We start from the raw sequence: 22,555 nt of genomic DNA on the forward strand, positions 1-22,555 counted from the left end.
AAATGAATCCTATTCTACAACAGCGTAGTCACCATTTTCAATCTTAACAACCATTGGTTCCTTGCTCGGTTCTCCGCTTGCTTCCCATGTAAGACCTTTTGCAGTAACACCATCAATTTCGATTTCAACCATTGCAGATTTCAGGCCATCACACACATCGGATGAAGCCATTCCCGGTTTCACATCTGCTTTTTCCATTGCAGCCTTCATTGCATAAATTCCGTCGTAAGCATCTGCTGCAAACTGGTTCGGAGTATCGCCGTATTTATCTTTGAAAGCTGTTACAAATTTCTGAATTGCTTCATCTGTAGAAGTTGGTGTAAACGGACTTAAGAACATCAGGTTATTAGCCAGGTTCGCATCAAATCCTTCTACTGCAAGAATTCCGTCCATACCGTCACATCCAAAGAAGATCGGGTTGTAGTTCATTCCCGCTGCCTGTTTCAATACCAGAGAAGCCTCTGAGTAGTAGAATGGCAGGAATACAAGTTCTGCTCCGGAGTCTTTTGCTTTCTGAAGCTGAACAGAGAAGTCTGTCTTACTTTCTGATGTAAATGCTTCTGCAGCAACTACTTCGAAATCCTGATTAGCTGCTTCTTTTACGAATGCTTCGTAGATACCGGTTGAATAAACATCAGAGCTGTCATAGATCACAGCTACTTTTGAAGCAAGGCCGTTTTCTCCGATATATTTTGCTGATTCAAGTCCCTGCATCGGGTCAGAGAAACATACACGGAATGCATTGTCATACTGTACACATTCTACTGCTGTTCCTGACGGTGTAAGAAGGAACATATTGTCCTGATTTGCAACCTCACCTACAGCAACACACGGTGCTGAAGTTACGGTTCCGAGGAGTGCCTGCATTCCCCAGTCTTTCAGGTTATTGTATGCATTAACTGCTTTCTCTGCATCATGCTCATCATCTTCGAATTTGAATTCAACCTGTGCTCCGTTGATACCGCCGGCTGCATTGATCTCTTCAACTGCCAGTTCAGCACCATTCTTAACAGCCTGTCCATAAACAGCTGCTGCACCGGTAACCGGTCCGATTGCACCGATCTTGATTACTTCACTGTCTGAGCCGCTGCTTTTTTCTCCTTCACTTTTTGAGCCACAGCCTGCTGCCATCGATACGGTCATCGCGGCAACCATAGCAACGGCTAACCATTTTTTCACATTTCTCATATTCTTTTTCCTCCCAACAAACAGAGCGCACTCTGTTTAAAATTATGTTTGAAATCTTACACCAAATCCTCCTGTTTGTCAATAGAAAAAACACCATATTTTGATGCATTAGGAAATATGCACAAATTCAACTTCATTTTTTTCTATAATGCGTCTTTATTTTTTACATTTTTACAGAAACAATCCTGATTCAAATTTTGACGCATGTTTTCTTCTATGTTATAATAGTACAAATTTTACAAACTATTTCCGGAGGATATTAAAAATGGATGGAATTATTTTTGATGTAGACGGAACACTTTGGGATTCGACTGAAGTCGTCGCCCGTTCCTGGAACCAGGCCATAAATGAAAATTCAGATCTTCCCGCCGATCTGACTGCCGCAAAGATCAAATCTTTATTCGGCAAAACCATGAACGAAATCACAGCCGCACTCTTCCCTTCCTTCTCAGAGGAAGATCGCAGCCGCCTTGGAGATCTCTGCTTTGCATACGAAAACCGGCTGCTCGCCACAGAGCCAGGAACCCTTTATCCCGGTGTGCGGGAAGCTTTCCAGGCACTGTCCGAGAAATTTGATCTCTATATCGTCAGCAATTGTCAATGTGGATACATTGAAGTTTTTCTTGAAGGAACGAACCTGGGTCCTTTTGTAAAAGATACACTCTGCTTTGGCCAGACAGGACGGCCCAAGAATGAGAGCATCCGCATTTTAATGGAAAAAAACCATTTAAAAGACGTCTGCTATATCGGTGACACCATGGGAGATTATGATGCCTGCCAAAAAGCCGGTGTTCCGTTCATCTTTGCGGAATACGGTTTTGGCGAGGTTCCGGAAGCCGAAGTACGGATTCAGAATATACGGGAATTGGAACAGCTTCTCCTTTAGAAGCTGTTCTTTTCTTTATTCATTTTCTTCATCCACGGACTCTTTCTGTAAAACAAGACTGAAAGCAGCATTCCCGAAGTCCATCCCACCGGCCACGACAGCCAGATTCCGACGGGACCAAGGCCGATCACCTTTGAAAATACGATCGAAAGTGCTACTCTGAGAATCAGATCCGCAAAAGTGGCAATCATAAATTGTTTCATCATTCCTGCTCCTCGCAGAATACCGTCAGCAACCAGTTTCACTGATACCACAAAATAGAACGGTGCCACGATCCTCAGGAACTGATTCCCGGTCGCCAGTGCCGTCACCGAATCCTGATTCATAAAAAGGAGCAGAAGCATTTTGCCCGCCAGAAGGTATAATAACACCAGCGGTACACACAGGCCCCATACCATCTTGATCCCGGCACGCATTCCCTCCCGGATTCTGTCCGGTTTCTTTGCCCCGAGATTTTGGGCTGTGTAATTGGAAATTCCATTTCCCAGAGTCGTAAACGATGTGATAACCAGATTGTTGAGCTTGATTGCCGCAGAATAACCGGCAATCACTCCCGCTCCGAAACTGTTGATCACACTCTGTATGATAATATTCCCTACAGAAACAAAGCTTTGCTGTAGAATACTCGGCACGGCGATAACCGCAATTTTCTTAAAAAGTTTCCAGGAAAACACATCCAGATTCCCTTCCGTATGAATACCGGCAAGTCTCCGGAACACCACGATCATTGCAAGCACACAGCTCACCCCCTGGCACAGAAAAGTCGCCCATGCCACTCCGGCAATTCCCATCTTCAACACTGTGACAAACAGAATATCAACCGCAATATTTGACGTAGATGATAAAGCCAGAAACACAAACGGTGTCTTCGAATCTCCCAAAGCCGAAAAAATACCATTTGCAATATTATAGAAAAACATAAATGGCAATCCCCAGATATAAATGTCCAGATAGAGTTTGGAATCTGCAAGTATATTCTCCGGTGTATGGATAAGCTGCAACAATTGCCCTCCTAACAGGAGTCCTCCAAGCATCAGCATTGCACATAATACACCACTTGAAATCAGCGCCGTATAGATTGCCGTTTTCATATCATTGTATTTTTTCGCCCCAAAAAGCTGAGAGGCGATCACCGAGCACCCAATGTTACATCCGAATGCAAACGCGATGAATATCAAAGTGATCTCATAACTGTTCCCCACTGCCGCCAACGCATTCTCTCCGACAAATTTTCCTGCTACAAGACTGTCCGCAATATTATAAAGCTGTTGAAAAACAACACTTCCGAACAATGGCAGGCAAAACCTCCAAAGCACACTCTCCGGTCTTCCGACCGTCAAATCCTTTACCATTTTCCCTTTCCTTTTCCTTACTACATTATCTTATGAACATCGCATCCCCGAAACTGAAGAAACGGTATCTTTCCCGAATTGCTTCCTCATATGCAGCCAGAACGTGTTCTCTTCCTGCCAGTGCAGAAACCAGCATGATCAGGGTCGATTCCGGCAGATGGAAATTCGTGATCAGCGCATCCAGAACTTTGAATTTGTATCCCGGATAAATAAAGATTTCTGTCCATCCACTGCATTCTCGCAATCGTCCATTTTCGTCTGCTGCGGATTCCACTGTCCTGCAGCTCGTTGTTCCCACGCAGATAACCCGGTGTCCTTCCTCTTTTGCCCGATTGATCTTATCTGCTTCGCTCTGCTCGATCCGGTAAAATTCGGAATGCATATGATGCTCCTGAATATTCTCGACTTTTACCGGGCGAAATGTGCCAAGTCCCACATGCAGGGTCACATGGGCAATCTCCACGCCTTTCTCCTTGATCTCATCCAATAGCTCCGGTGTAAAATGCAGCCCCGCTGTCGGCGCTGCCGCAGAACCGGAATGCTTTGCGTATACGGTCTGATAGCGGTTTTTATCCTCCAACTGGTGCGTGATATACGGCGGAAGTGGCATCTGTCCCAGCTGATCCAGGATTTCTTCAAAAATCCCCTCATATTCGAATCGGATCAGACGGTTTCCTTCTTCTACCACCCCGATCACTTCCGCTTTCAGAAGCCCGTTTCCAAAAACCAGACGTGCTCCCGGTTTCATCTTTCTTCCCGGCTTCACCAATGTTTCCCAGATATCATTCTCTTTCCGTTTCAGAAGAAGTACTTCCACCTTTGCACCGGTTCCTTCCTTCTCTCCGATCAGACGCGCCGGAATAACCTTTGTATCATTGATCACAAGGCAGTCTCCCGGGTTCAGGTAGTTTACGATTTCACGGAAAATATGGTGCTCCGTCTCACCGGTTTCCTTATCCAGAACCAGAAGCCGTGAACCGGAACGATCTTCAAGCGGATCCTGTGCGATCAGTTCCTCCGGCAGATCAAAATAAAAATCCTCTTTCTTCATTCTGTTTTCCTTTCTGCATATACGTCATTAAAGAGACCGTATACAAGATACGGTCTCCTCATTTCTCTGATTATTACTCTTATTATTGTCTCAATTCAATTCCCATTTCTTCCAAAGCTTTCAGGATCTTCTTCATAGCTGCAGATACATCGGCTTCCTCCAGGGTTCTGTCTTTTGCACGGAAGGTAATTGAGTATGCAACAGATTTAAATCCCGGTTTGATCTGTGCTCCCTCATAGAGGTCGAAGAGTTTGTAGCTTTCCAGATAAGCGCCGCCCTTCTTCTCGATCACCTCTTCAATCTGTCCGACAAGAATCTCCTTTGGAACAACCATACTGATATCACGACTTACCGCCGGATATTTTGCAATGCCTTCGTATTTTCTGTCAAATGTAGCGAGTTCCACGATTTCAGGCATATCAATCACTGCAACATAGGCACGTTCTCCGATTCCGTAATTATCTGCCACCTGCGGATGAACCTCGCCCAGATATCCTACAACTCTTCCTTCGTAAATGATGTTAGCCTGACGTCCCGGGTGCAGGAAGTTCTTTCCGGCATTCGGATCGTAGGTCTCTTTCTTATGAAGACCTACTTTTTCGAAGAACTCTTCTACGATTCCCTTCATACTGAAGAAATCGCCTTCTCCGTACATTCCAAGTGTAAACTGCATACGCTCGTCCGGAAGTTCCGTAAGCGGAAGGCTTTTCGGAAGATAAATATTTCCCATTTCGTACAGGCGTACATTTTTATTTCTTCTGTTATAATTAGTTGCCAGAGAAGTCAGCATACCATTGAGAGAAATCGTTCTCATAATACTGTAATCTTCCCCAAGCGGATTCATGATCGGAATTGCCTGACGAAGCACATCATCCTCATCAAGGAGTAATTTATCAAATACCTTCGGGCTTTCAAAGGAATAGGTCATTCCCTGACTGAAACCACAGAATTCAGCAATATCCTTTGCAACATCTTCCACTCGATTCTTGAAGGAAAGCTTACCGGTAGTAGCTTCGCCGCTTGGGAGGGTAGTCGGAATGTTATCATATCCGTAGAATCTTGCAACCTCTTCTGCAAGATCGGCAAGGCGGAATAAGTCATGACGGAATGTCGGTGCAATCACTTCCTTCGCGTCAGCGTCATATTCCAGTCCGATTTTTTCAAAATATCCGAGCATATCCGCTTCCGGAATATCGGTTCCCAGAAGTGCATTGATTGCATCTGCGTCAAACGGTACTCTTACCGGCTCTTTCTTCTTGCCATAAACATCTACCATTCCTCCGACGACCTCACCTGCTCCCATTTCTTCAACCAACTGGCATGCGCGGTCGATGGCTGCCTGAGCATTGTTCGGATCCAGACCTTTTTCGAATTTTCCGGAAGCATCGGTACGAAGTCCGACTTTTTTGCTTGATTTACGGATATTGGTTCCGTCAAAGCAGGCTGCTTCAAATAACATGGTCTGAACATGATCGGTGATCATGGAGTTTTCGCCACCCATGATACCGGCAATACCTACTGCCTTTTCCCCGTCACAGATCATCAGGACGGAATCGTCCATTTCACGTTCCTGCCCATCCAGTGTGACAAATTTCTCTCCCTTTTCAGCATTACGAACTACAATCTGATGTCCGGCAATCGTATCCAGATCGTATGCATGCATCGGCTGTCCATATTCTTCCATAACATAGTTGGTGATATCAACCAGGTTGTTGATCGGGCGGATTCCAACGGAAGCCAGTCTTCTCTGCATCCATTTCGGAGACGGGCCAATCTTAATATTCTTAACAACTCTTGCGCAGTAACGCGGGCAAAGATCTGTATTTTCCACACGCACTTTGATATAATCGTTAACGTCCTCATCGTTTCCGGTCGGAGTCACTACCGGCGGGTGAAATTCTTTGCCAAATGTCGCTGCCGCTTCTCTTGCAATTCCCACCACACTGAAACAATCTACACGGTTGGATGTGATTTCATATTCAAATACTACATCGTCCAGTCCCAGTGCCTTGATTGCGCTCTCTCCTACAACCGCATCGTCACCGAAGATATAGATTCCATATTCCGGTGCTTCCGGATACATATTTCTGTCAGAGCCGAGTTCTTCGATCGAGCACATCATACCGCAGCTCTCTACTCCGCGGAGTTTTCCTTTCTTGATCTTGATTCCTCCGGCAACTCTCTGTCCCGGCTCATGTCCACCGGCAACGCGTCCGCCGTCCAGAACGACCGGAACTTTGTCTCCTTCTTTTACGTTCGGTGCTCCGGTAACGATCTGTACTGTCTCTGTTCCCACATTGACCTGACAGATAATCAGTTTGTCGGCATCCGGATGTTTTTCAATTTTTTCAATCTGACCGATTACAATTTTATCTAAATCTGCATCCAGCTTTTCATAACCTTCTACTTTGGTTCCTGAAAGCGTCATTGCATCTGTATATTCCTGGGCGGTCACATCGAGGTCAGGAACATACGCTTTAATCCATGATAATGAAGTATTCATACTTTTTCTCCTCTTTATTTGTTTGTGTCTGGTAAGCTCGATTCGCTTCGCTCTCTCGCTGAATGTTTTTCTCCGCAGTGCTAAGCTCGATTCGCTTCGCTCTCTCGCTGAATGTTTTTCTCCGCAGTGCTAAGCTCGATTCCGCTTCGCTCTCTCGCTGAATGTTTTTCTCTGCAGTGCTAAGCTCGATTCCGCTTCGCTCTCTCGCTGAATGTTTTTCTCCGCAGTGCTAAGCTCGATTCGCTTCGCTCTCTCGCTGAATGTTTTTCTCTGCAGTGCTAAGCTCGATTCGCTTCGCTCTCTCGCTGAATGTTTTTCTCCGCAGTGCTAAGCTCGAATCCGCTTCGCTCTCTCGCTGAATGTTTTTCTCCGCAGTGCTAAGCTCGATTCCGCTTCGCTCCTTCTCGCTTTACGGGCTTCGCCCTATGAAAAAAGCCGGATAAGCATTCGCTTGTGTGCAAGCACCCGCGTATGCTTATCAGTCTTTTTTCGCACTGCTCATTGCCAGCGCTAAAATTGTCTCAAAAATCTAATATCATTTTCATACAGCAGCCGCATATCATCGATTTCGTATTTCAGCAGTGCGATACGTTCGAGACCTACGCCGAATGCGAAGCCGGTGTATTCTTCGGGGTCAATGCCGCACATTTCGAGGACATGTGGGTGTACCATTCCGCATCCGAGGATTTCGATCCAACCGGAGCCTTTGCAGAAACGGCATCCTTTGCCGCCGCATTTGAAGCAGGAAACGTCTACTTCGGCGCTTGGTTCGGTGAATGGGAAGTGGTGCGGGCGGAACTTAGTCTTGGTTTCGGGTCCGAAAAGTTCTTTTGCGAATACTTCTAATGTCCCTTTCAGGTCAGCGAAGGAAATGTTCTTATCAATGACAAGTCCTTCGATCTGATGGAAGGATGGTGAATGGGTTGCATCTACTTCGTCGGAACGGAAAACGCGTCCCGGGGAAATCATACGGATCGGAAGTTTGCCCTGTTCCATTACACGTGCCTGAACCGGGGAGGTCTGGGTACGCAGTACGATTTCTTTATTGATATAGAAGGTATCTTGTTCGTCTTTTGCCGGATGATCTGCCGGAATGTTTAATTTTTCGAAATTGTATTCGTCATATTCGATCTCCGGTCCTTCGATCACTTCGTATCCCATTCCGATGAAGATACGTTCTACTTCTTCTAAGGCGATCGTATTCGGATGGCGATGTCCTACCATATTCTTTTTGGAAGGAAGTGTGACATCGATTACTTCCTGTTTTAATTTTTCTTCACGGATCGCAGCATCCATCTTCTTCTTGGTTTCTTCAAGGAGCTCTTCGATTGCTGCTCGGGTCTCATTGACAAGCTGTCCTACCTTCGGACGCTCCTCCGGTGCTACATCCTTCATTCCTTTTAAAACTGCGGTGAGTTCTCCCTTTTTTCCAAGAAATCTCACACGTACATCATTCAGTTTTTCCGGTACATCAGAAGCCTGAATCTGTCTGATCGCCTCTTGTTTGATGCTCTCAAGTCTTTCTTTCATAATTTCCTCCTTTTGACAACTAAATAAAGGTCAGCCGGACCTTTTTGACATTTGCATGGCAAAAAAAACTCGTCCCCTGATAGGGACGAGAAACTCGCGGTACCACCCTGTTTCCTGCTCAAATGAACAAGCACTCGGACTGCGTAACGTGCAGGGACGTCGTTCTCTACTGATACTTTCAAAAACGCAGCTCGCGTGGGAAATTCGATTCCTGTCTGAACCCGAGGGAACTTACAGCCGGAGATCCCCTCTCTCTGTTGGAAAACAGTGCTCTACTTACACGGTCTAAGCCTTTTCAACATATACCTAATTATTGTAACATATGTTTTTTTTATGTCAAGCTGTTTCCCCACTCTTTTTCTTATTTTCCTGCCATATACAATTAAGCAAGCCACCAAGAAGTATCGCATACATGCAGAAATACAGCCACAGCATAACAAGAATAATTGCCGTCATACTTCCGTATAATCCGCTGAACCCCTGGAATATAGTCAGGTACATCGAAAAGATGAACGAAATCACCTGCCATCCCACTGCGGTAAAGACTGCACCGGGAATCTGTTCTCTAACCCGTACCTTGTGGTTCGGAAGAAACCGATAGATCATAAGAGAAAATCCCAGCAGGATTGCAAACGTTATAAATGTACGCATCTCAAGAATCGACTCCGTTGTCTCTTTCATAAATGGAAACCGGGTATTGATAAACAGGCTTATGCTATTTCCAAACACAGACAGTACCAGTCCGAGTACGATCGCAATAATAAACAATATGGTATAAAAAGATGCCCGGATCCTCATAAACACATAATTTCTTGTTTCTCGAATCTCATAACTATAGTTCAATCCGTTGCTCATCGCAAGTACGCCTTTTCCTGCCGACCAGAGTGCAACAACTGCAGTGACCGGAATAACAGTCCGTGATTGATTATAAACCTGATTCACAATGCCTATAATAAAATCCTGCATATTCTTTTCCGGGAAGACCATTACCATTGCCGTCATTACGTCCGCTTTCGTAACCGGAGTATACTGTACGATCGTAAGTAGAAGCAGAATGATCGGAATCAGACTTAAAATAAAGAAATAAGCTGACTGAGCTGCATATGCACCGGTATGATTCCTGCCGATTCGATTTGATAGTGCCATTGCCCGTTTTATATATTTTTTCATATAACCACTCCGTTATCGCGCACATATTTAAAAGGCAGCCGCCTTAGCAGCTGCCTTTTTCTCTTTTGTTTCCCCCGAAATGCCGTTGACCGTTTTTTGACTCCTAGCCATAGCTAGGTGGGCGACCGCATCTGCTTTTCTGCCTTCCCCTGCGCGATGAGGGCTTGACATATTACAGAGATATAGGAATCCCGTTTAAAGTTTTGTAGGTTCAAAAATACGGATATATCGAACATCCCAGGTTTCTAAAAACAATTATAGCGTATTATTTATTTTTTTTCAACTCTAATACTGTAAATCTATCTTTTCCTTTTATTTTTTATATGACATCTTCGTTTCCGTCAGGTTTATCCTCTCTTGGTGAAACGAACAGTCCGCTCTTACCACCGCTTTTACGACATAGATAGATTTCCCCGATTTCCATCGATTTATCCACAGCTTTACACATGTCATAAATTGTCAGCAGGGCAACGCTTACTCCGGTCAAGGCCTCCATTTCCACACCGGTCTTTCCGACAGTGCGTGCCGTACAGGCTGCAATAATCGAGCAAGTATCCTCATGGAGTTCAAAATCAATTTCCACCTTACTCAGATTAAGAATATGGCAAAGCGGTATCAGATCCGATGTTTTCTTCGTTCCCATGATGCCGGCAACACGGGCAACCTGAAGCACATCCCCTTTCTTCATCTGACCATCCCGCACTTTTTGAAAGCATTCCTTGTTCATCAGAATCCTTCCCCGGGCAGTTGCTTCTCGTAAGGTATCCTTTTTTTCACTCACATCAACCATAATGGCATCACCGTGAGTGTTAAAATGTGTAAATTCCGCCATTTTTATTCTCCTCTTACGAATCCTGGAAATATTTCTTATTCAGACGGGAAATCGTAACTCCAAACCAGATCAGAACGACAAAAGGAAGTATCATAAACACTGCAAGTAAAGCGCCGACTTCCACGACATATGTATTTACAAGCTCAATCACACCATATGCGGTGATGACGGTTCCAAACAGCAGCATCTTCGGAAATACTTCTTTAATATACCCCACCTTGTCACGGCACTTGTCCGGGTCGATTGATTTCGGAAGCAGAATGCTTGTATTAATCAGCCCTTTTACCTTCAATTGAAAGCAGGCATAGAAAACATAGATTCCGCAAGCCAGCCCGATTACTCCGAAAACCACATTGATATCACTCATCGTTCTTCGTCACTCCTTTTAATTAATCTACACCGAGTACAGCTTTTACGGATGCTTCCATCTGATCGATATCACATTCCGTAGTGTGACGAATCTCTGCATTTCTTATTTCTTCAATCGCATTCGGTATATCCATCTGTGAAACTTTATGAAGTTCATCGATCAGTTCAAATTCCTCCATGGCATCATAGGACGCGTCAATTGCAGTCATAACACTTCTTGCAAATTTATAAGGACTTGCCGTAGAAGCAATCACCGTCTTTGCCGTATCTCCGGTATTCTTTCTGTATTCATTGTATACGGATGCAGCAACTGCTGTATGGGTATCGATCACATACCCCGTATCCGTGTAAAGATCATGAATCGTCTGTTTTACCTGTTCTTCAGTAGCATACCCTGCCTCAAAATCCGCCAGATTCTTTTTCATCTCTTCCGTAATCGCATACACTCCTTTTGATTTGAGGTCGTTCATCAGCTCCTGATCCTTCTTTGCGTCTCCACCCGCGATCTGGTAAATCAGGCGCTCCAGATTGCTTGAAATCAGAATATCCATGGACGGTGAAGTCGTCAGAATAAACTCTCTGTTTTTATCATAAGTACCGGTTTGGAAGAAATCATAGAGTACTTTATTCTCATTCGATGCACAGATCAGTTTCGCAATCGGAAGTCCCATATTCTTCGCATAATATGCAGCAAGAATATTTCCGAAATTACCGGTCGGTACGACAACATTGATTTCTTCACCTTCCTCAATTTCTCCATTCTGCAGCAGTTTACCATATGCATACACATAATAAACGATCTGCGGCACCAGACGTCCGATATTGATCGAATTAGCGGAAGAAAACTGATATCCCGCCTGATCCAGCTCTTTCGCCAGCTTTTTGTTCTCAAACATCGCTTTCACACCGCTTTGCGCATTATCAAAATTTCCATGGATCGCAATGACAGATGTATTGTCACCTTTCTGTGTGACCATCTGAAGCTCCTGAACCTTGCTCACGCCATTCTTCGGATAGAACACGATGATCTTCGTTCCTTCCACATTCGCGAAACCGGCCAGCGCTGCCTTCCCTGTATCTCCGGAAGTAGCAGTCAGAATCACGATCTCATTTTTCACCTGATTCTTCTTTGCAGAAGTTGTAAGAAGATGCGGAAGAATGGAGAGTGCCATATCTTTAAACGCAATCGTTGCCCCATGATACAATTCCAGGAAATACGCGTCATGTGCCTTTGCAAGCGGCGCAATATCCTCTGTATCGAATTTACTGTCATATGCTTTTGTAATACAGTTCCTAAGCTCTTCCTCTGTAAAATCGGTCAGGAACTCTTTCATGACTGCATATGCTGTTTCCTGATAGTTCATATTCTTAAGTTCCCCAAGGCTCACCGGAAGTTTTGGAATCGAAACCGGGACGAATAATCCTCCGTCTTCTGCAAGCCCTTTCAGGATTGCCTGGGAAGCTGTTACTGTCTTTTCAGAATTTCTGGTGCTCTTATAAAGTAGATTCATGATTCTTCACCCTTCTTATGTTTTCTTTATTATCGCACAATTATATCATACCAAAACCATTTTAGCAAATTCAAATTCATCTTTTACAAACATTTGTCTTTTCTGTACACACACTCTATAATCGACATCTTATCGGACGACATCATTTTCGTGTATTATTTTTCATTTTTCTCATATAATATTTGCAAATATCAAAGAAGCCTTGGGGGACTCTTATGAACAGACATCTTTACCACTACACCATTGCCGGGATTCTTTTTACGGCGATTGCCGGAACACTCCTTCATTTTGCATATGAATACAGTATGGAAAATCCACTCGTTGCTATGTTTGCTCCGGTAAATGAATCCACATGGGAACATATGAAGCTTGTGTTTTTTCCTTCTTTTCTCTATATGATTGCAGGATGGCCATTCTTCATGCGCTCCTATCCTTTCTATTTTCAGGCATATATGACCGGCCTCTTTACCGGTACAATATCCATGGTCATCATTTTCTATACCTACACGGGAATCTGGGGGAACCATTGTCTGATTCTGGATATCCTTACTTTCCTTGCCAGCGTGATCATTACCTTCTCTCTGAGCTATCAGCTTGTCATTCAAAACTGTCATCTGCTTCCTCTGCCCTTATTGATCTTTCTGGTCGTTCTTTTCATGATCTGTTTCTTTAGTTTCACCTTTTCTCCCCCTGAAATTGCAATTTTCGACACGTTTCGTGCCAAATAAGAAAAAATATTTATCGAAATTTATCTATTTTTATCGAAAATTGTATTTTGTAATAATTTTAAAGTATTGTATAAATAGTTCATTTAGTCGGGAGGTGCACGGAGGAGGAATTTTATGGAAACAGCTTTACTACTGTTAAGAAAAATTGGAATGCGCTCCAGCTATGCCGGTTTTAACTATCTTGCATGTGCAGTAGCTCTTGTTTTCGAGCACCAGGAATATCTGAGAAAAGTTACCAAGAACCTTTATGTTATGGTCGGTAAAGAATATGGCGTTTCCAATGTCTGTGTAGAAGCAGCTATCCGCACTTTAATCACCAGTTACTGGAACCAGAATGAAGATAAAATACTGGCACCCATTCTGGGATATCCTCTGTTTGAAAAACCAACTTCCAGTGAATTCATCTCCATATTAGCCGACTTTCTACGTGACCATCCCGATTTCGGTGAGCAGGCAAAAACATATTAACAACAGAAAGGCAGAGACCCGCTCTGCCTTTCCTTATGCTTCTCTTATAATGTTTTTGCTCTCCATATAGGTTGCAAGGAAATATCCCCCATAAACCAGGATCAGAAATACTGCAGTTGCAATAACCGACGGGAGCATTTCCCTCGTTTCCACCTGAACAGCTACAATCTTTAACGCAAACCGGATCCCGAATATGGAATGAACGACTGCCAGGATCAAAGGTGCCATAAAGAAAATACCGATCTGCCGAAACAGCGTCTGATGAATCATCTTTTCATCCATTCCGATTTTTCTCAGAATCGTATAACGGTGGCGATTATCGGAGTTCTCTGTAAGTTCCTTGAGTGCCAGTATCGCAGAGCTTGCGATCAGGAAAATGATCCCCAGATAAATAGCGATAAAACTGATGATGGTCGATAGCCCTTTGCTGGATTCGATGATCGAAATTTTGGATACCCCGTCCAGCCGGATCTGTTTCTCTTCCAGATTTTCCATAAGCTCATGATCCCCGTCGCCGTAATTTGTGAACATCGCTTCGGTCTGATATTTCTCTTCTTTTGTATCCGCATTGTAATCTGCCATGAGATAATATCTTTCCTTCATATCTTCACTGAGGGGACAGCTGTCCGGTACAACCATCAGGCCGGTATTAGTATGACTAGTGGAGATCACAAGATAGCCTTCCTGGCATTCCGGATATCTGGAATGATATACCTTTCCGCCAATCGCAACTTCACTGCCGTTTTTCAGCGCCATGTCTCTCAGATTCTTCATATTATCAAAATCACACAGCACGAGATATTCATCTTCCGCCAGTTCATATTCCCTGTTGCCATAGAGCCGTGCGATCTTGTTATAATCGGACAATTTTATGATTTCCTCCGCCGTGTCATACATAAGCATCGGATAGTTCTCTTTTGCACTTTCTATCACGCTCTGAAGTGAAGTCTCCCATGTCCACTCCGTCGACGTGTAAGTAGCAACTTCCGTCACATCCTTCAGTACCTTCATATCCAGCCCGTTTTCCTTCAGTGTGTCACTGATCGGTTTTTGGGAATCCTCGATCTGTAGCTGTGTGTAATTTCCATTGTCCGGAAGATTCGCTGTTTTATACAGATTAAGGTCTACCGGTGTCATCTCCTCCAGATCCTGCGTCAAAACCCGGTTCAGCGAAAGCGCAGTTGAGAGGACCGTAATCGTCATAAACAGCAAAAGACAGATGATCGTCATGCTGACGACCGTCGTATTGATCCGGTTGTGAATCTGCCTCAGCACGAAAATATTCGAATCCTTCAGATACAGCTCTTTTCTCATCTGTACCACCTTCAGGGCAAGTCCCGATACCGACCAGAAAATCAGGAAGGTCGATACGATTCCCATGAGAATCGGAATAACCAGCTGATTCATAAGATCCAGCTGTGTAAGTCCGCCCGTCACCATATAATATGCAGTTCCCAGTGTGACAGCCGCCGCCAGAAACACCAGCACACAGATTACCGGATTCTTCATCCGAACCTTTTCGTTCTTCTTCTCCGCACTGATCAGATCGATCAGTTTGTATCGAGAAATGATAACGATATTCAAAACCATCGAAGCCGCATACATCACGCCAAAATATGCACAAGTCTTCCAGCAGGCCGCCTCGGAAAATACAAACTGATATTCACTCATATCCGCCTGGAACAGTTTCGCAACCAGAATTGACATCAGCTGAGATCCGAACACGCCGATCACCAGCCCCACCACAAGAGAGATCAGACCGATCAGAAACGTTTCCCCGAGAAGGATCCCCGAAATCTGCCTTTTCCCCATTCCAAGCGTCATGTAAAGTCCGAATTCCCGCTTTCTTCTCTTAATCAGGAAATTATTGGCATACACGATCAGAAATCCCAGGATTACCGCCACAAATACAGACACATAATTGATCATCCCCACCATCAGTTTCACGATCTGGCGCGTTGAGCTGTTGACCACAAGCATGGCCTCCTGGCTGTCCAGTGAATTGAACATATAGAAGATCGCCACGCCCAGGATCAGGGTCAGAAAATAAATGGTATAATCTTTGATACTCTTCCGGATGTTTTTTACCGACATCTTAAATAACATCGTTCAATTCACCTCCCAGAAGCGTGACAACCTCAATGATCTTTTCAAAAAACTCTTTACGTCCTCCTGTTCCTTTCATGATCTCATTGAAAATCCTGCCGTCCTTGATAAAAAGGATCCGATCCGCATAACTTGCAGTAAATGCATCATGCGTGACCATCAGGATTGTCGCATCCATCGAGCGGTTCAAAAGCTCCATATTTTCCAGAAGCTGTCTCGCCGCCTTGGAGTCCAGCGCGCCGGTCGGCTCATCCGCCAGGATCAGCTGCGGATTTGTGACGATCGCTCTCGCCGCCGCGATCCGTTGTTTCTGTCCACCGGACACCTGATAGGGATATTTCTTCAGGATATCCGTGATTCCAAGCTGCATGGCTATCTGATTCACCCGTTCTTCGATCTCCACAGGTTTCACTCTCTGAATCGTTAGCGCCAGCGCAATATTCTCATAAGCCGTGAGCGTGTCGAGAAGATTAAAATCCTGGAAAATAAATCCCAGCTCTTCTCTGCGGAATTTGTTCAGTCCATTTCCCTTTAAACGGGTGATATCCATCCCATTGATGAAAATGTGCCCTGCCGTCACCCTGTCGATCGTGGAAATGCAGTTAAGCAGCGTCGTCTTTCCGCTTCCGCTGGCTCCCATGATCCCCACAAATTCACCCTTATCCACCGAAAAACTGATCTGATCAATGGCCTTTGTAAGATTGGATTTATTTCCATAATATTTTTCGATTTCCTTTACTTCTAATATGTGTTTCATATGATGTGTTCCTCCTTTTCGTAACTCCATCATAAGCTTTTTCTCTCTTACCAGCCATCGATACAGCTTACGAAAACCTTACGAAATCGTAAGCTTTCTTCTTATTCGGTCAATGAAAAGCTGCTCTTCGGGAAAATCAGTTTCACCAGACATCCGTTTCCTTCTTCCGATGTAAGCGTAATTCCAAGCCCCAGCTTATCGCAAAGTTTCTTGCAAAGATACAGTCCTATTCCGGTCGATTTCTTTCGGCTCCGCCCGTTGCTCCCGGTAAATCCTTTTTCAAATACTCTTCCGATCTCCTCCGGTCGGATTCCAATGCCGTTATCCCAAATGCCGAGAATGGTCTGCTCTTTTCGTTCTTCTGCCGAGAAGCGTATCACAGCACCTTCCTCTTTCCGGTATTTCATACTGTTTGAAATGATCTGATTCAGGATAAACTGACACCATTTTGCATCTGTGAACACGGTTTGATCGGAAATATCGATCTCAATCCGGATCTTTTGCCGGATCAGACTCTGCCGATTCTGCTTCACCGCTTCATTTACAATCTGCTTCAGCTTACATTCTGCCACAAAATAGTCTTTATTCGCGTGACTGCTCCTTGCATAATAAAGCGCCTGTTCCACATACTGTTCAATCTCCGTCAGTTCTTCCTCGATACTTCTCGTCACCTCACTGCGGTTGTTCTCGATAATCATCTTCGAAGTCGCGATCGGAAGCTTAATCTCATGGATCCACAGTTCAATATACTCCTTGTACTCTTCCTGGATCTGCTTGTAAACATTCACATTTTCCGCCATCGACTTCCCCACATCCTGCAGGATCTCCCGAAGCTGCTCCTCCTCCACACAGGATGTCTCGGGAAGCATCTCCATGATCAGATATTTTTCCCGAAGTTTCTCCATTTTCTCTGCAGTTTCCAGATAAAATTCCTTTTTGGAACGGAATTCCAGATATGTACCCAACAAAAATAAAAGCAGGATACTCACTCCCAGATACAGTCGTATCACCCAGTGCACCGGATAAATCAGAAGGAAAATCTCTCCGGTTGCCACCGCGAAGATCAAGAGCACAAGCGTCTTCCACCTATCTTTTAAATATCTTCCAAAGCTCATGTTATCGCCGCCTCCCGTTTTCTATATTTTCTTATACGGATAAAAGATATCCCTGCCCTCTCTTTGTCACAATGACATCCTTCATTCCGATTTCTTCCATCTTCTTGCGTATTCTCGTCATATTTACGGTCAGGGTATTGTCATCGATAAATGCCTCATTGTCCCACAGTTCATTCATGATATCTTCTCTGGACACGATACTGCCCTTGGACCGGATCAGACATTTCATGATCTTCAGTTCATTTGCAGTGAGCTCTACTGCCTTCCCATCTTTCTCCACCTGACTCTTCGACAGATTCAGTACAAAACTTCCACAGCTAATCCGATCCTGCATAGCCAGATTTCCGGTTCTTTTCAAGATACCCCTGATCTTCGCAAGAAGGATCTGCGTGTTAAATGGCTTCGTCACATGATGGTCCGCCCCATAATGCAGGGATAAAAGTTCATCCATCTCACTGTTTCGGCTGGTGATCATAATGACCGGAACATCCGACGCCTTCCTGACCTCTTTCAGCAGATACTCCCCGTCAACATTCGGAAGGTTGATATCCAGCAGGATCAGATTCGCATCCGCGCCGAGAATCTCCTCCAGCGTCCGTTCGAAATTCTCCAGTCCAAATGCCTCATACCCATTTCGCTGTAGGAATATCTCCAGCTCATGTCTTAATTTTTCATCATCTTCAACAATCAATATTTTCTGCATAACATCACTCCAATTTTGTCAGATTCAGATTCGCCCCGAACAGCATTTTGATAATCCATACAAAAAACAGAATCACAAGTATCGGGATAATGCAGGAAGTTACCAGCATGATCGCAAGCGATTCCAGGAACTGATTCAACATCTGCTCAGCCTGTTCGGTAATTCCGGACACCCCGTCTTTGATCTTCGAGAAAATCCCCGTTGAGCTTTCCTCTTCTTCCGCACTCTCCTCCAATTCTTCCGCCGTTTCTCTCGCCGAATCAATGGTCTCGTTGATGGAAGACTGGTATGTTGCTTCAATCAGATTTGACACCTTGACACTTGCAGGGATAATCAGAACGATCGCACACGCAAAAGCCAGCAGTTTATTTGCCATCCTCCTGCATGCCCTTCCTTTCACAAAAACGCTGGACGAATACAGCACACACGCGGCGGGAATCAAAACCACGAACGCCGCATATCCCGTAATAGTGACCAGATACTTTTCCAGATAAATCGCACAGAGAACGATGAGGAAATAGCCGCTGAGATCGGCAAGCTTCTCCGCGATCGGCGTCGCTGTATCGCCCGGAATCAGAGTAATCGCCGCCGAAGTTGCCGTTGAAGCCGCAGTGAGCTCCATGACCGTCGTTTTCTTCTCATCCAATGACCGGATCGTATTCGCATGTAACTCCGGGGAAGCTGCATATTTTGCTAACACAAAGATCGAAATGAAGGCGATTAAAAGCGGAATCACGAATTTTACAATTTTTGTCGTCGTATTTTTCATTTTGTTTGTTCCTTTCTGAGATGAATTTGTTCCTTGCCGATTTGATCTTGATAAAGATTTTGTCTTTGAATTTATTCTATAACAGAACTGTAGCCTGTGGCAACCGGTTCTTTGTGAACACTCTTATCTACTCATCCCGCCACCTATAGAGATAGGAGATTTCCTGCTATATCTTGTTAAAGATAATTAAGAATCAGAATAAAAAAACGTAAGGACTTCTTAAAATAGAAGTTCTTACGTCATCATAATAAGCAGATAACGGGAGTCGAACCCGCCTTTCCAGCTTGGGAAGCTGGCGTTCTACCGATGAACAATATCTGCATGCTATTAGTATAGCATTTTGAGGAAAAATTTCAAGCATTCTTTTAAAATGATTAGAAAATAATACATGTTGTCATAAAGCTCATACTTAACACCCTACCACACATCCGAGCCCATCATGAACCATATCGTCCCACTCAAACATTCCTTGCACAGTCCCTCATTTTTCTTTTCTCCTGTCGTAGCATATTATATTGTGAAATGCCATAGATTTGCGTTCATCTTCCGGCTCCTCTTCCTCAGCATTTTCCATATACCGCTTCCAGCAGGCCCGGCATACCATCGTTCCCTCCGGCACATACTCTCCACAACATACACAATAATCCAAACCATTCACCTCCGGTATAAAGTATATGCCGAATAGGATTATGAATATTCATATTCAAAGGATGCCCGTTCCGTCTCGAAAGCAAATACAGATTCCCCCTGAATGTGTAATCGGTAAAATGCACGGCAAGATGCGCTTTCATGAATAGTCCGCACCATATTTCCCAGCTCCGGCGCTTTCAAAGGATAACCACCGGTTTCCAGAAGTCTTACTTCCAGCTCCATCCCTTTTTGTACAACCCGAAGTCTGCCATCTGCATTTTCAACCACTCTCGCACCCAGATACGTCGCAAATCGAAATTCTTTTCCACGCCACCAAACAATTCCTATAACACCAGTAAAAGAAATGCTTTTCCCTATGAAAGGAAATCCCAGTACCGGAATTTCCGCCACAGACAGCATCAACGAACCTACCCGAAAGAAGCAATGGGTCCAGACATATTTCTTCGGAAATGAATAGCCGCGGTCTCCCTCCCAATACCCCAATGCATGGTCAAATTCATAACTCTCACCATTCAGCATGATCCTTCCAAAAACCGAATGCTGCATACTCCAGACACTGTGGCAGCACTCCATAAACGGAGCCAAAGAAAACGGCCCCATAATATCATATTTCAGCGGAGTCAAAGCACCATAACTCAGCCTGCCCTCCACAGCCAGTTCCTCAGTATGAATCGAGAGTTCCATACCATAAAGGCTAAAATGATTCCGACCAATATCAATGCACTTATTTTTTCTACTGAATTTCTCAGCGGGAAATGTCTCAATCCATACCTGACTGTCCGTTATAAGCTGAATAGAACACGTAACTTTTCCTCCGACCTGATGTTATGCGTCTGGTTCTGGTTCTCCGGTTCCTTTTTGTGGGTTATACTGTTGAACTCGTTCAGGTTCTTTTGTCGGTTTTGTCTTTCCTTCTCTATTTTATTTGTGTTCAAAATAATCACCTCAAAGGATAGTTTGAACATTTTTTTTAGAAATATACAAAAGGGGTGGCTGGGGGACGGGTTCATAGTCACTTAACAGCTACACATTCTTTCTTCCATTAACTTCTCCACAATCTTCTTCTCGTCATAATCGGCAGTATCTTCTATCACATCACATATTCTCTTTATTTCAGGAAGTTCCCTCTCCAGCTGATCAGCTATTGTCTCCGGAGTGAGTCCCCTTTTCATCTTCCTGCATACTTGGCTTACTAAAAGAACCAGTTCACCCTTTCTTTCGCCTTTTTTCTCGCCTTCTAATTCTCCCTCTTCTCTCGCATAAGCCAGTTCTTCCCACTTCTGCATAAGCTTCACTCCTACCTTTTCCGATTCCTTAACTGTTCGGACTCTGTCATGAATCTTCTTTATTTTCTCACTCTTTACCTTTTCGGCTACTTCATCTGTCGTATGATTGATGTATTCCATCAATTCCAGAAATTCTTCTGTAAAGCCTTCCGGATTCTTTCCTTTCGTATTTATGAAAATGCGTCTTGCGCCATCATCCAGCCTCAGTTCCGGCACTTCTACGCATCTCTCTTCAAACGTATAGCGGTACAATTTATACCCGAATATGTCAAACGGCGATATCAGTATTTAGGTATTCTTCTTCTGCATTTCCATCCGAAAAACATTCCCCGCCTCATCCGTAGCTATTACATCAAGGCGAATGGAGCGTAATTCCGGCGAAATGCGCAGTTCCTTCTCAGTCTCCGATTCTCCGACCAATATGATCTTGCCATTCAGAATAATATCCACAATCAGATTGAAAATATCTAATTCCTCTACGGTCTCATCAAACAAAAACCGGTCTGTCAAATTCATTGCGTCCAGTTTTGTCTTTACCTCTGCCGGTGCAGTAATATTTTGTCCTTGCATATGTTTTCCTCCTTCTGCAATTGTCTTACAGGAAAACATATCACTTCCGGAAATTGTCTCTTCTTCAATATGAGATCCTGCATATTAATTATGGTAGTTTCAAGCAGGATTTTAAGAAAAGAAGTAGACGGAACTGAGTCCATAGACAGCGGTAATACCGCAAAGATAATCCTTTATGAAATTCGCATGCTTTGTTATTATCTTAGCATAGACAATAACTGTTTTCAATTATCATTCTCTAAAAAACACAGGCTTAAATCATGCTGCGCTCATCCGTTGCATACTGTCTCACCCATTTTTCAACGCGGGCAGCACCAAGTGGTTTTGTGAGTTCCGTTCTCCGTTTTCCCGCAGTCCGGACATTGTATCAAATCTTTGCCTGATACAAATATGTATTTGCAAGCTCCACAAGTCAGGTGGCTCATGCGTATCCTTTGCTCCTATTGCAACTCGGAGTGTAGATATTATTTTTGTAATTTCAAATTTTCTGATTTTAGGTTCTGCCTGCAAAGAGCCTGTTTCCCGGAAACAAAAAAGCCGGAGCAGACACAGCAGCACAGAATAAATCCGTAACTACCATATCCGCCCCGGCACACACTCACCGCAGTGGTACTGCTCATCAGCAGATGATTATTGAATCCTTGGGGATAACATACGCTTCGTTGTTATCTCCGCCTGAAACTTTTGTTTGTGACCCTTTGCCCGTTCCCTCGCCTTAGCTACCAGCCTTGGAATATCTGTATAGGGAACATGAACCTCTTTCCCAGCAGATTTCAGAGTCAAAAGAATATCCCCTTCAATCAGCCTTGCCCTACAGATCAGCCGGTTGTCATCTGTGCGAATCTCCAGACTATTTGCATACACCATTGTACATCATCCTCCATTTCTGTTTTTCTTCCGCAGAAAACAGAAACCCCCCGATAAGTATTTTTGTTCCTACGAAAGTAAGTCCAATTATACTTACCAGGGGTGTTATAAGGGGTGATATGACCCGTAACATCCATATAAAA

The 22,555-nt window shown here is 44.1% G+C and carries 23 protein-coding genes, 1 tRNA gene, 1 other RNA gene and 1 other annotated feature; of the genes, 3 read left to right on the forward strand and 22 right to left on the reverse strand.

The window, feature by feature from the left end; all coding sequences use genetic code 11:
* Positions 1-9: 9 nt before the first annotated feature.
* Positions 10-1,188: an ABC transporter substrate-binding protein gene (locus tag ACTNBR_RS01510; protein ID WP_427807195.1), complete on the reverse strand. Its 1,179-nt coding sequence runs from the start codon at positions 1,186-1,188 to the stop codon at positions 10-12.
* Positions 1,189-1,453: 265 nt separating this feature from the next.
* On the opposite strand from ACTNBR_RS01510, the gene ACTNBR_RS01515 reads away from it, so the two are divergent.
* Positions 1,454-2,074: an HAD family hydrolase gene (locus ACTNBR_RS01515; protein ID WP_441016797.1), complete on the forward strand. Its 621-nt coding sequence runs from the start codon at positions 1,454-1,456 to the stop codon at positions 2,072-2,074.
* Here the strand turns inward: ACTNBR_RS01515 and ACTNBR_RS01520 are convergent.
* From ACTNBR_RS01520 to thrC, 9 genes are all read right to left on the reverse strand, one after another.
* Positions 2,071-3,426, reverse strand: a complete 1,356-nt coding sequence (locus tag ACTNBR_RS01520; RefSeq protein WP_427820830.1) for an MATE family efflux transporter — start codon at positions 3,424-3,426, stop codon at positions 2,071-2,073. The two genes, ACTNBR_RS01515 and ACTNBR_RS01520, sit on opposite strands and share 4 nt — an antisense overlap.
* A gap of 25 nt (positions 3,427-3,451) precedes the next feature.
* Positions 3,452-4,477 carry a tRNA preQ1(34) S-adenosylmethionine ribosyltransferase-isomerase QueA gene (gene queA, locus ACTNBR_RS01525; protein WP_427807192.1) on the reverse strand — a complete coding sequence of 342 codons (1,026 nt, stop codon included), beginning with the start codon at positions 4,475-4,477 and terminating at the stop codon, positions 3,452-3,454.
* Positions 4,478-4,559: 82 nt separating this feature from the next.
* Entirely contained in the window at positions 4,560-6,980 is a 2,421-nt protein-coding gene (pheT, locus tag ACTNBR_RS01530) for a phenylalanine--tRNA ligase subunit beta (protein WP_441016800.1), read from the reverse strand.
* 510 nt (positions 6,981-7,490) lie between these two features.
* Positions 7,491-8,510, reverse strand: coding sequence for a phenylalanine--tRNA ligase subunit alpha (gene pheS, locus ACTNBR_RS01535; protein WP_427808562.1), 1,020 nt, complete (start codon positions 8,508-8,510; stop codon positions 7,491-7,493).
* A 78-nt stretch (positions 8,511-8,588) separates the two neighbouring features.
* Positions 8,589-8,807 (reverse strand) — a binding site (T-box leader).
* A gap of 39 nt (positions 8,808-8,846) precedes the next feature.
* Positions 8,847-9,680 (reverse strand): YihY/virulence factor BrkB family protein, encoded by an 834-nt coding sequence (locus tag ACTNBR_RS01540; protein ID WP_427820197.1) that lies wholly within the window; start codon positions 9,678-9,680, stop codon positions 8,847-8,849.
* 67 nt (positions 9,681-9,747) lie between these two features.
* Positions 9,748-9,927, reverse strand: a non-coding RNA gene (gene ssrS / locus ACTNBR_RS01545) — 6S RNA.
* Positions 9,928-9,999: 72 nt separating this feature from the next.
* Positions 10,000-10,512: a cyclic pyranopterin monophosphate synthase MoaC gene (gene moaC / locus ACTNBR_RS01550; protein ID WP_427808566.1), complete on the reverse strand. Its 513-nt coding sequence runs from the start codon at positions 10,510-10,512 to the stop codon at positions 10,000-10,002.
* A 13-nt stretch (positions 10,513-10,525) separates the two neighbouring features.
* Positions 10,526-10,879: a hypothetical protein gene (locus ACTNBR_RS01555; RefSeq protein WP_427808568.1), complete on the reverse strand. Its 354-nt coding sequence runs from the start codon at positions 10,877-10,879 to the stop codon at positions 10,526-10,528.
* 22 nt (positions 10,880-10,901) lie between these two features.
* On the reverse strand, positions 10,902-12,392 hold the full coding sequence (thrC, locus tag ACTNBR_RS01560) for a threonine synthase (protein WP_441016803.1): 1,491 nt from the start codon (positions 12,390-12,392) through the stop codon (positions 10,902-10,904).
* Positions 12,393-12,607: 215 nt separating this feature from the next.
* Here thrC and ACTNBR_RS01565 point away from each other — a divergent pair, with 215 nt between their 5' ends.
* On the forward strand, positions 12,608-13,120 hold the full coding sequence (locus ACTNBR_RS01565; RefSeq protein ID WP_427808572.1) for a DUF6512 family protein: 513 nt from the start codon (positions 12,608-12,610) through the stop codon (positions 13,118-13,120).
* Between the two features lie 114 nt (positions 13,121-13,234).
* Positions 13,235-13,588 (forward strand): sporulation initiation factor Spo0A C-terminal domain-containing protein, encoded by a 354-nt coding sequence (locus ACTNBR_RS01570; RefSeq protein WP_427808574.1) that lies wholly within the window; start codon positions 13,235-13,237, stop codon positions 13,586-13,588.
* 33 nt (positions 13,589-13,621) lie between these two features.
* Here the strand turns inward: ACTNBR_RS01570 and ACTNBR_RS01575 are convergent, their stop codons facing one another.
* From ACTNBR_RS01575 to ACTNBR_RS01630, 12 genes are all read right to left on the reverse strand, one after another.
* On the reverse strand, positions 13,622-15,694 hold the full coding sequence (locus ACTNBR_RS01575) for an ABC transporter permease (protein WP_441016806.1): 2,073 nt from the start codon (positions 15,692-15,694) through the stop codon (positions 13,622-13,624).
* Entirely contained in the window at positions 15,684-16,451 is a 768-nt protein-coding gene (locus tag ACTNBR_RS01580) for an ABC transporter ATP-binding protein (protein WP_427808578.1), read from the reverse strand. Before ACTNBR_RS01580 ends, ACTNBR_RS01575 begins: the two co-directional genes overlap by 11 nt.
* Positions 16,452-16,552: 101 nt before the next feature.
* Positions 16,553-17,566, reverse strand: coding sequence for an ATP-binding protein (locus ACTNBR_RS01585; RefSeq protein ID WP_427808580.1), 1,014 nt, complete (start codon positions 17,564-17,566; stop codon positions 16,553-16,555).
* A gap of 31 nt (positions 17,567-17,597) precedes the next feature.
* Positions 17,598-18,269, reverse strand: a complete 672-nt coding sequence (locus ACTNBR_RS01590) for a response regulator transcription factor (RefSeq protein ID WP_441016809.1) — start codon at positions 18,267-18,269, stop codon at positions 17,598-17,600.
* 4 nt (positions 18,270-18,273) lie between these two features.
* The gene (locus ACTNBR_RS01595; protein WP_441016812.1) at positions 18,274-19,038 is read right to left on the reverse strand and encodes a hypothetical protein; all 765 of its coding nucleotides are present in this window, start codon (positions 19,036-19,038) and stop codon (positions 18,274-18,276) included.
* 250 nt (positions 19,039-19,288) lie between these two features.
* Positions 19,289-19,359 (reverse strand) — tRNA-Gly (locus ACTNBR_RS01600).
* A 160-nt stretch (positions 19,360-19,519) separates the two neighbouring features.
* The gene (locus tag ACTNBR_RS01605; protein WP_427808586.1) at positions 19,520-19,687 is read right to left on the reverse strand and encodes a hypothetical protein; all 168 of its coding nucleotides are present in this window, start codon (positions 19,685-19,687) and stop codon (positions 19,520-19,522) included.
* Positions 19,688-19,725: 38 nt separating this feature from the next.
* Positions 19,726-20,340, reverse strand: a complete 615-nt coding sequence (locus tag ACTNBR_RS01610; RefSeq protein ID WP_441042654.1) for a tocopherol cyclase family protein — start codon at positions 20,338-20,340, stop codon at positions 19,726-19,728.
* A 131-nt stretch (positions 20,341-20,471) separates the two neighbouring features.
* The gene (locus ACTNBR_RS01615) at positions 20,472-20,654 is read right to left on the reverse strand and encodes a hypothetical protein (RefSeq protein WP_441016861.1); all 183 of its coding nucleotides are present in this window, start codon (positions 20,652-20,654) and stop codon (positions 20,472-20,474) included.
* 51 nt (positions 20,655-20,705) lie between these two features.
* Positions 20,706-21,191 carry a hypothetical protein gene (locus tag ACTNBR_RS01620; protein ID WP_441042655.1) on the reverse strand — a complete coding sequence of 162 codons (486 nt, stop codon included), beginning with the start codon at positions 21,189-21,191 and terminating at the stop codon, positions 20,706-20,708.
* Positions 21,192-21,263: 72 nt separating this feature from the next.
* Positions 21,264-21,545, reverse strand: a complete 282-nt coding sequence (locus tag ACTNBR_RS01625; RefSeq protein WP_291818008.1) for a hypothetical protein — start codon at positions 21,543-21,545, stop codon at positions 21,264-21,266.
* A gap of 630 nt (positions 21,546-22,175) precedes the next feature.
* Positions 22,176-22,412 (reverse strand): hypothetical protein, encoded by a 237-nt coding sequence (locus ACTNBR_RS01630; RefSeq protein WP_291818010.1) that lies wholly within the window; start codon positions 22,410-22,412, stop codon positions 22,176-22,178.
* Between the last annotated feature and the right edge of the window lie 143 nt (positions 22,413-22,555).

Origin of the sequence: Bariatricus sp. HCP28S3_F11, assembly GCF_052065395.1 — a bacterium.
Lineage (GTDB): Bacteria > Bacillota > Clostridia > Lachnospirales > Lachnospiraceae > Allocoprococcus.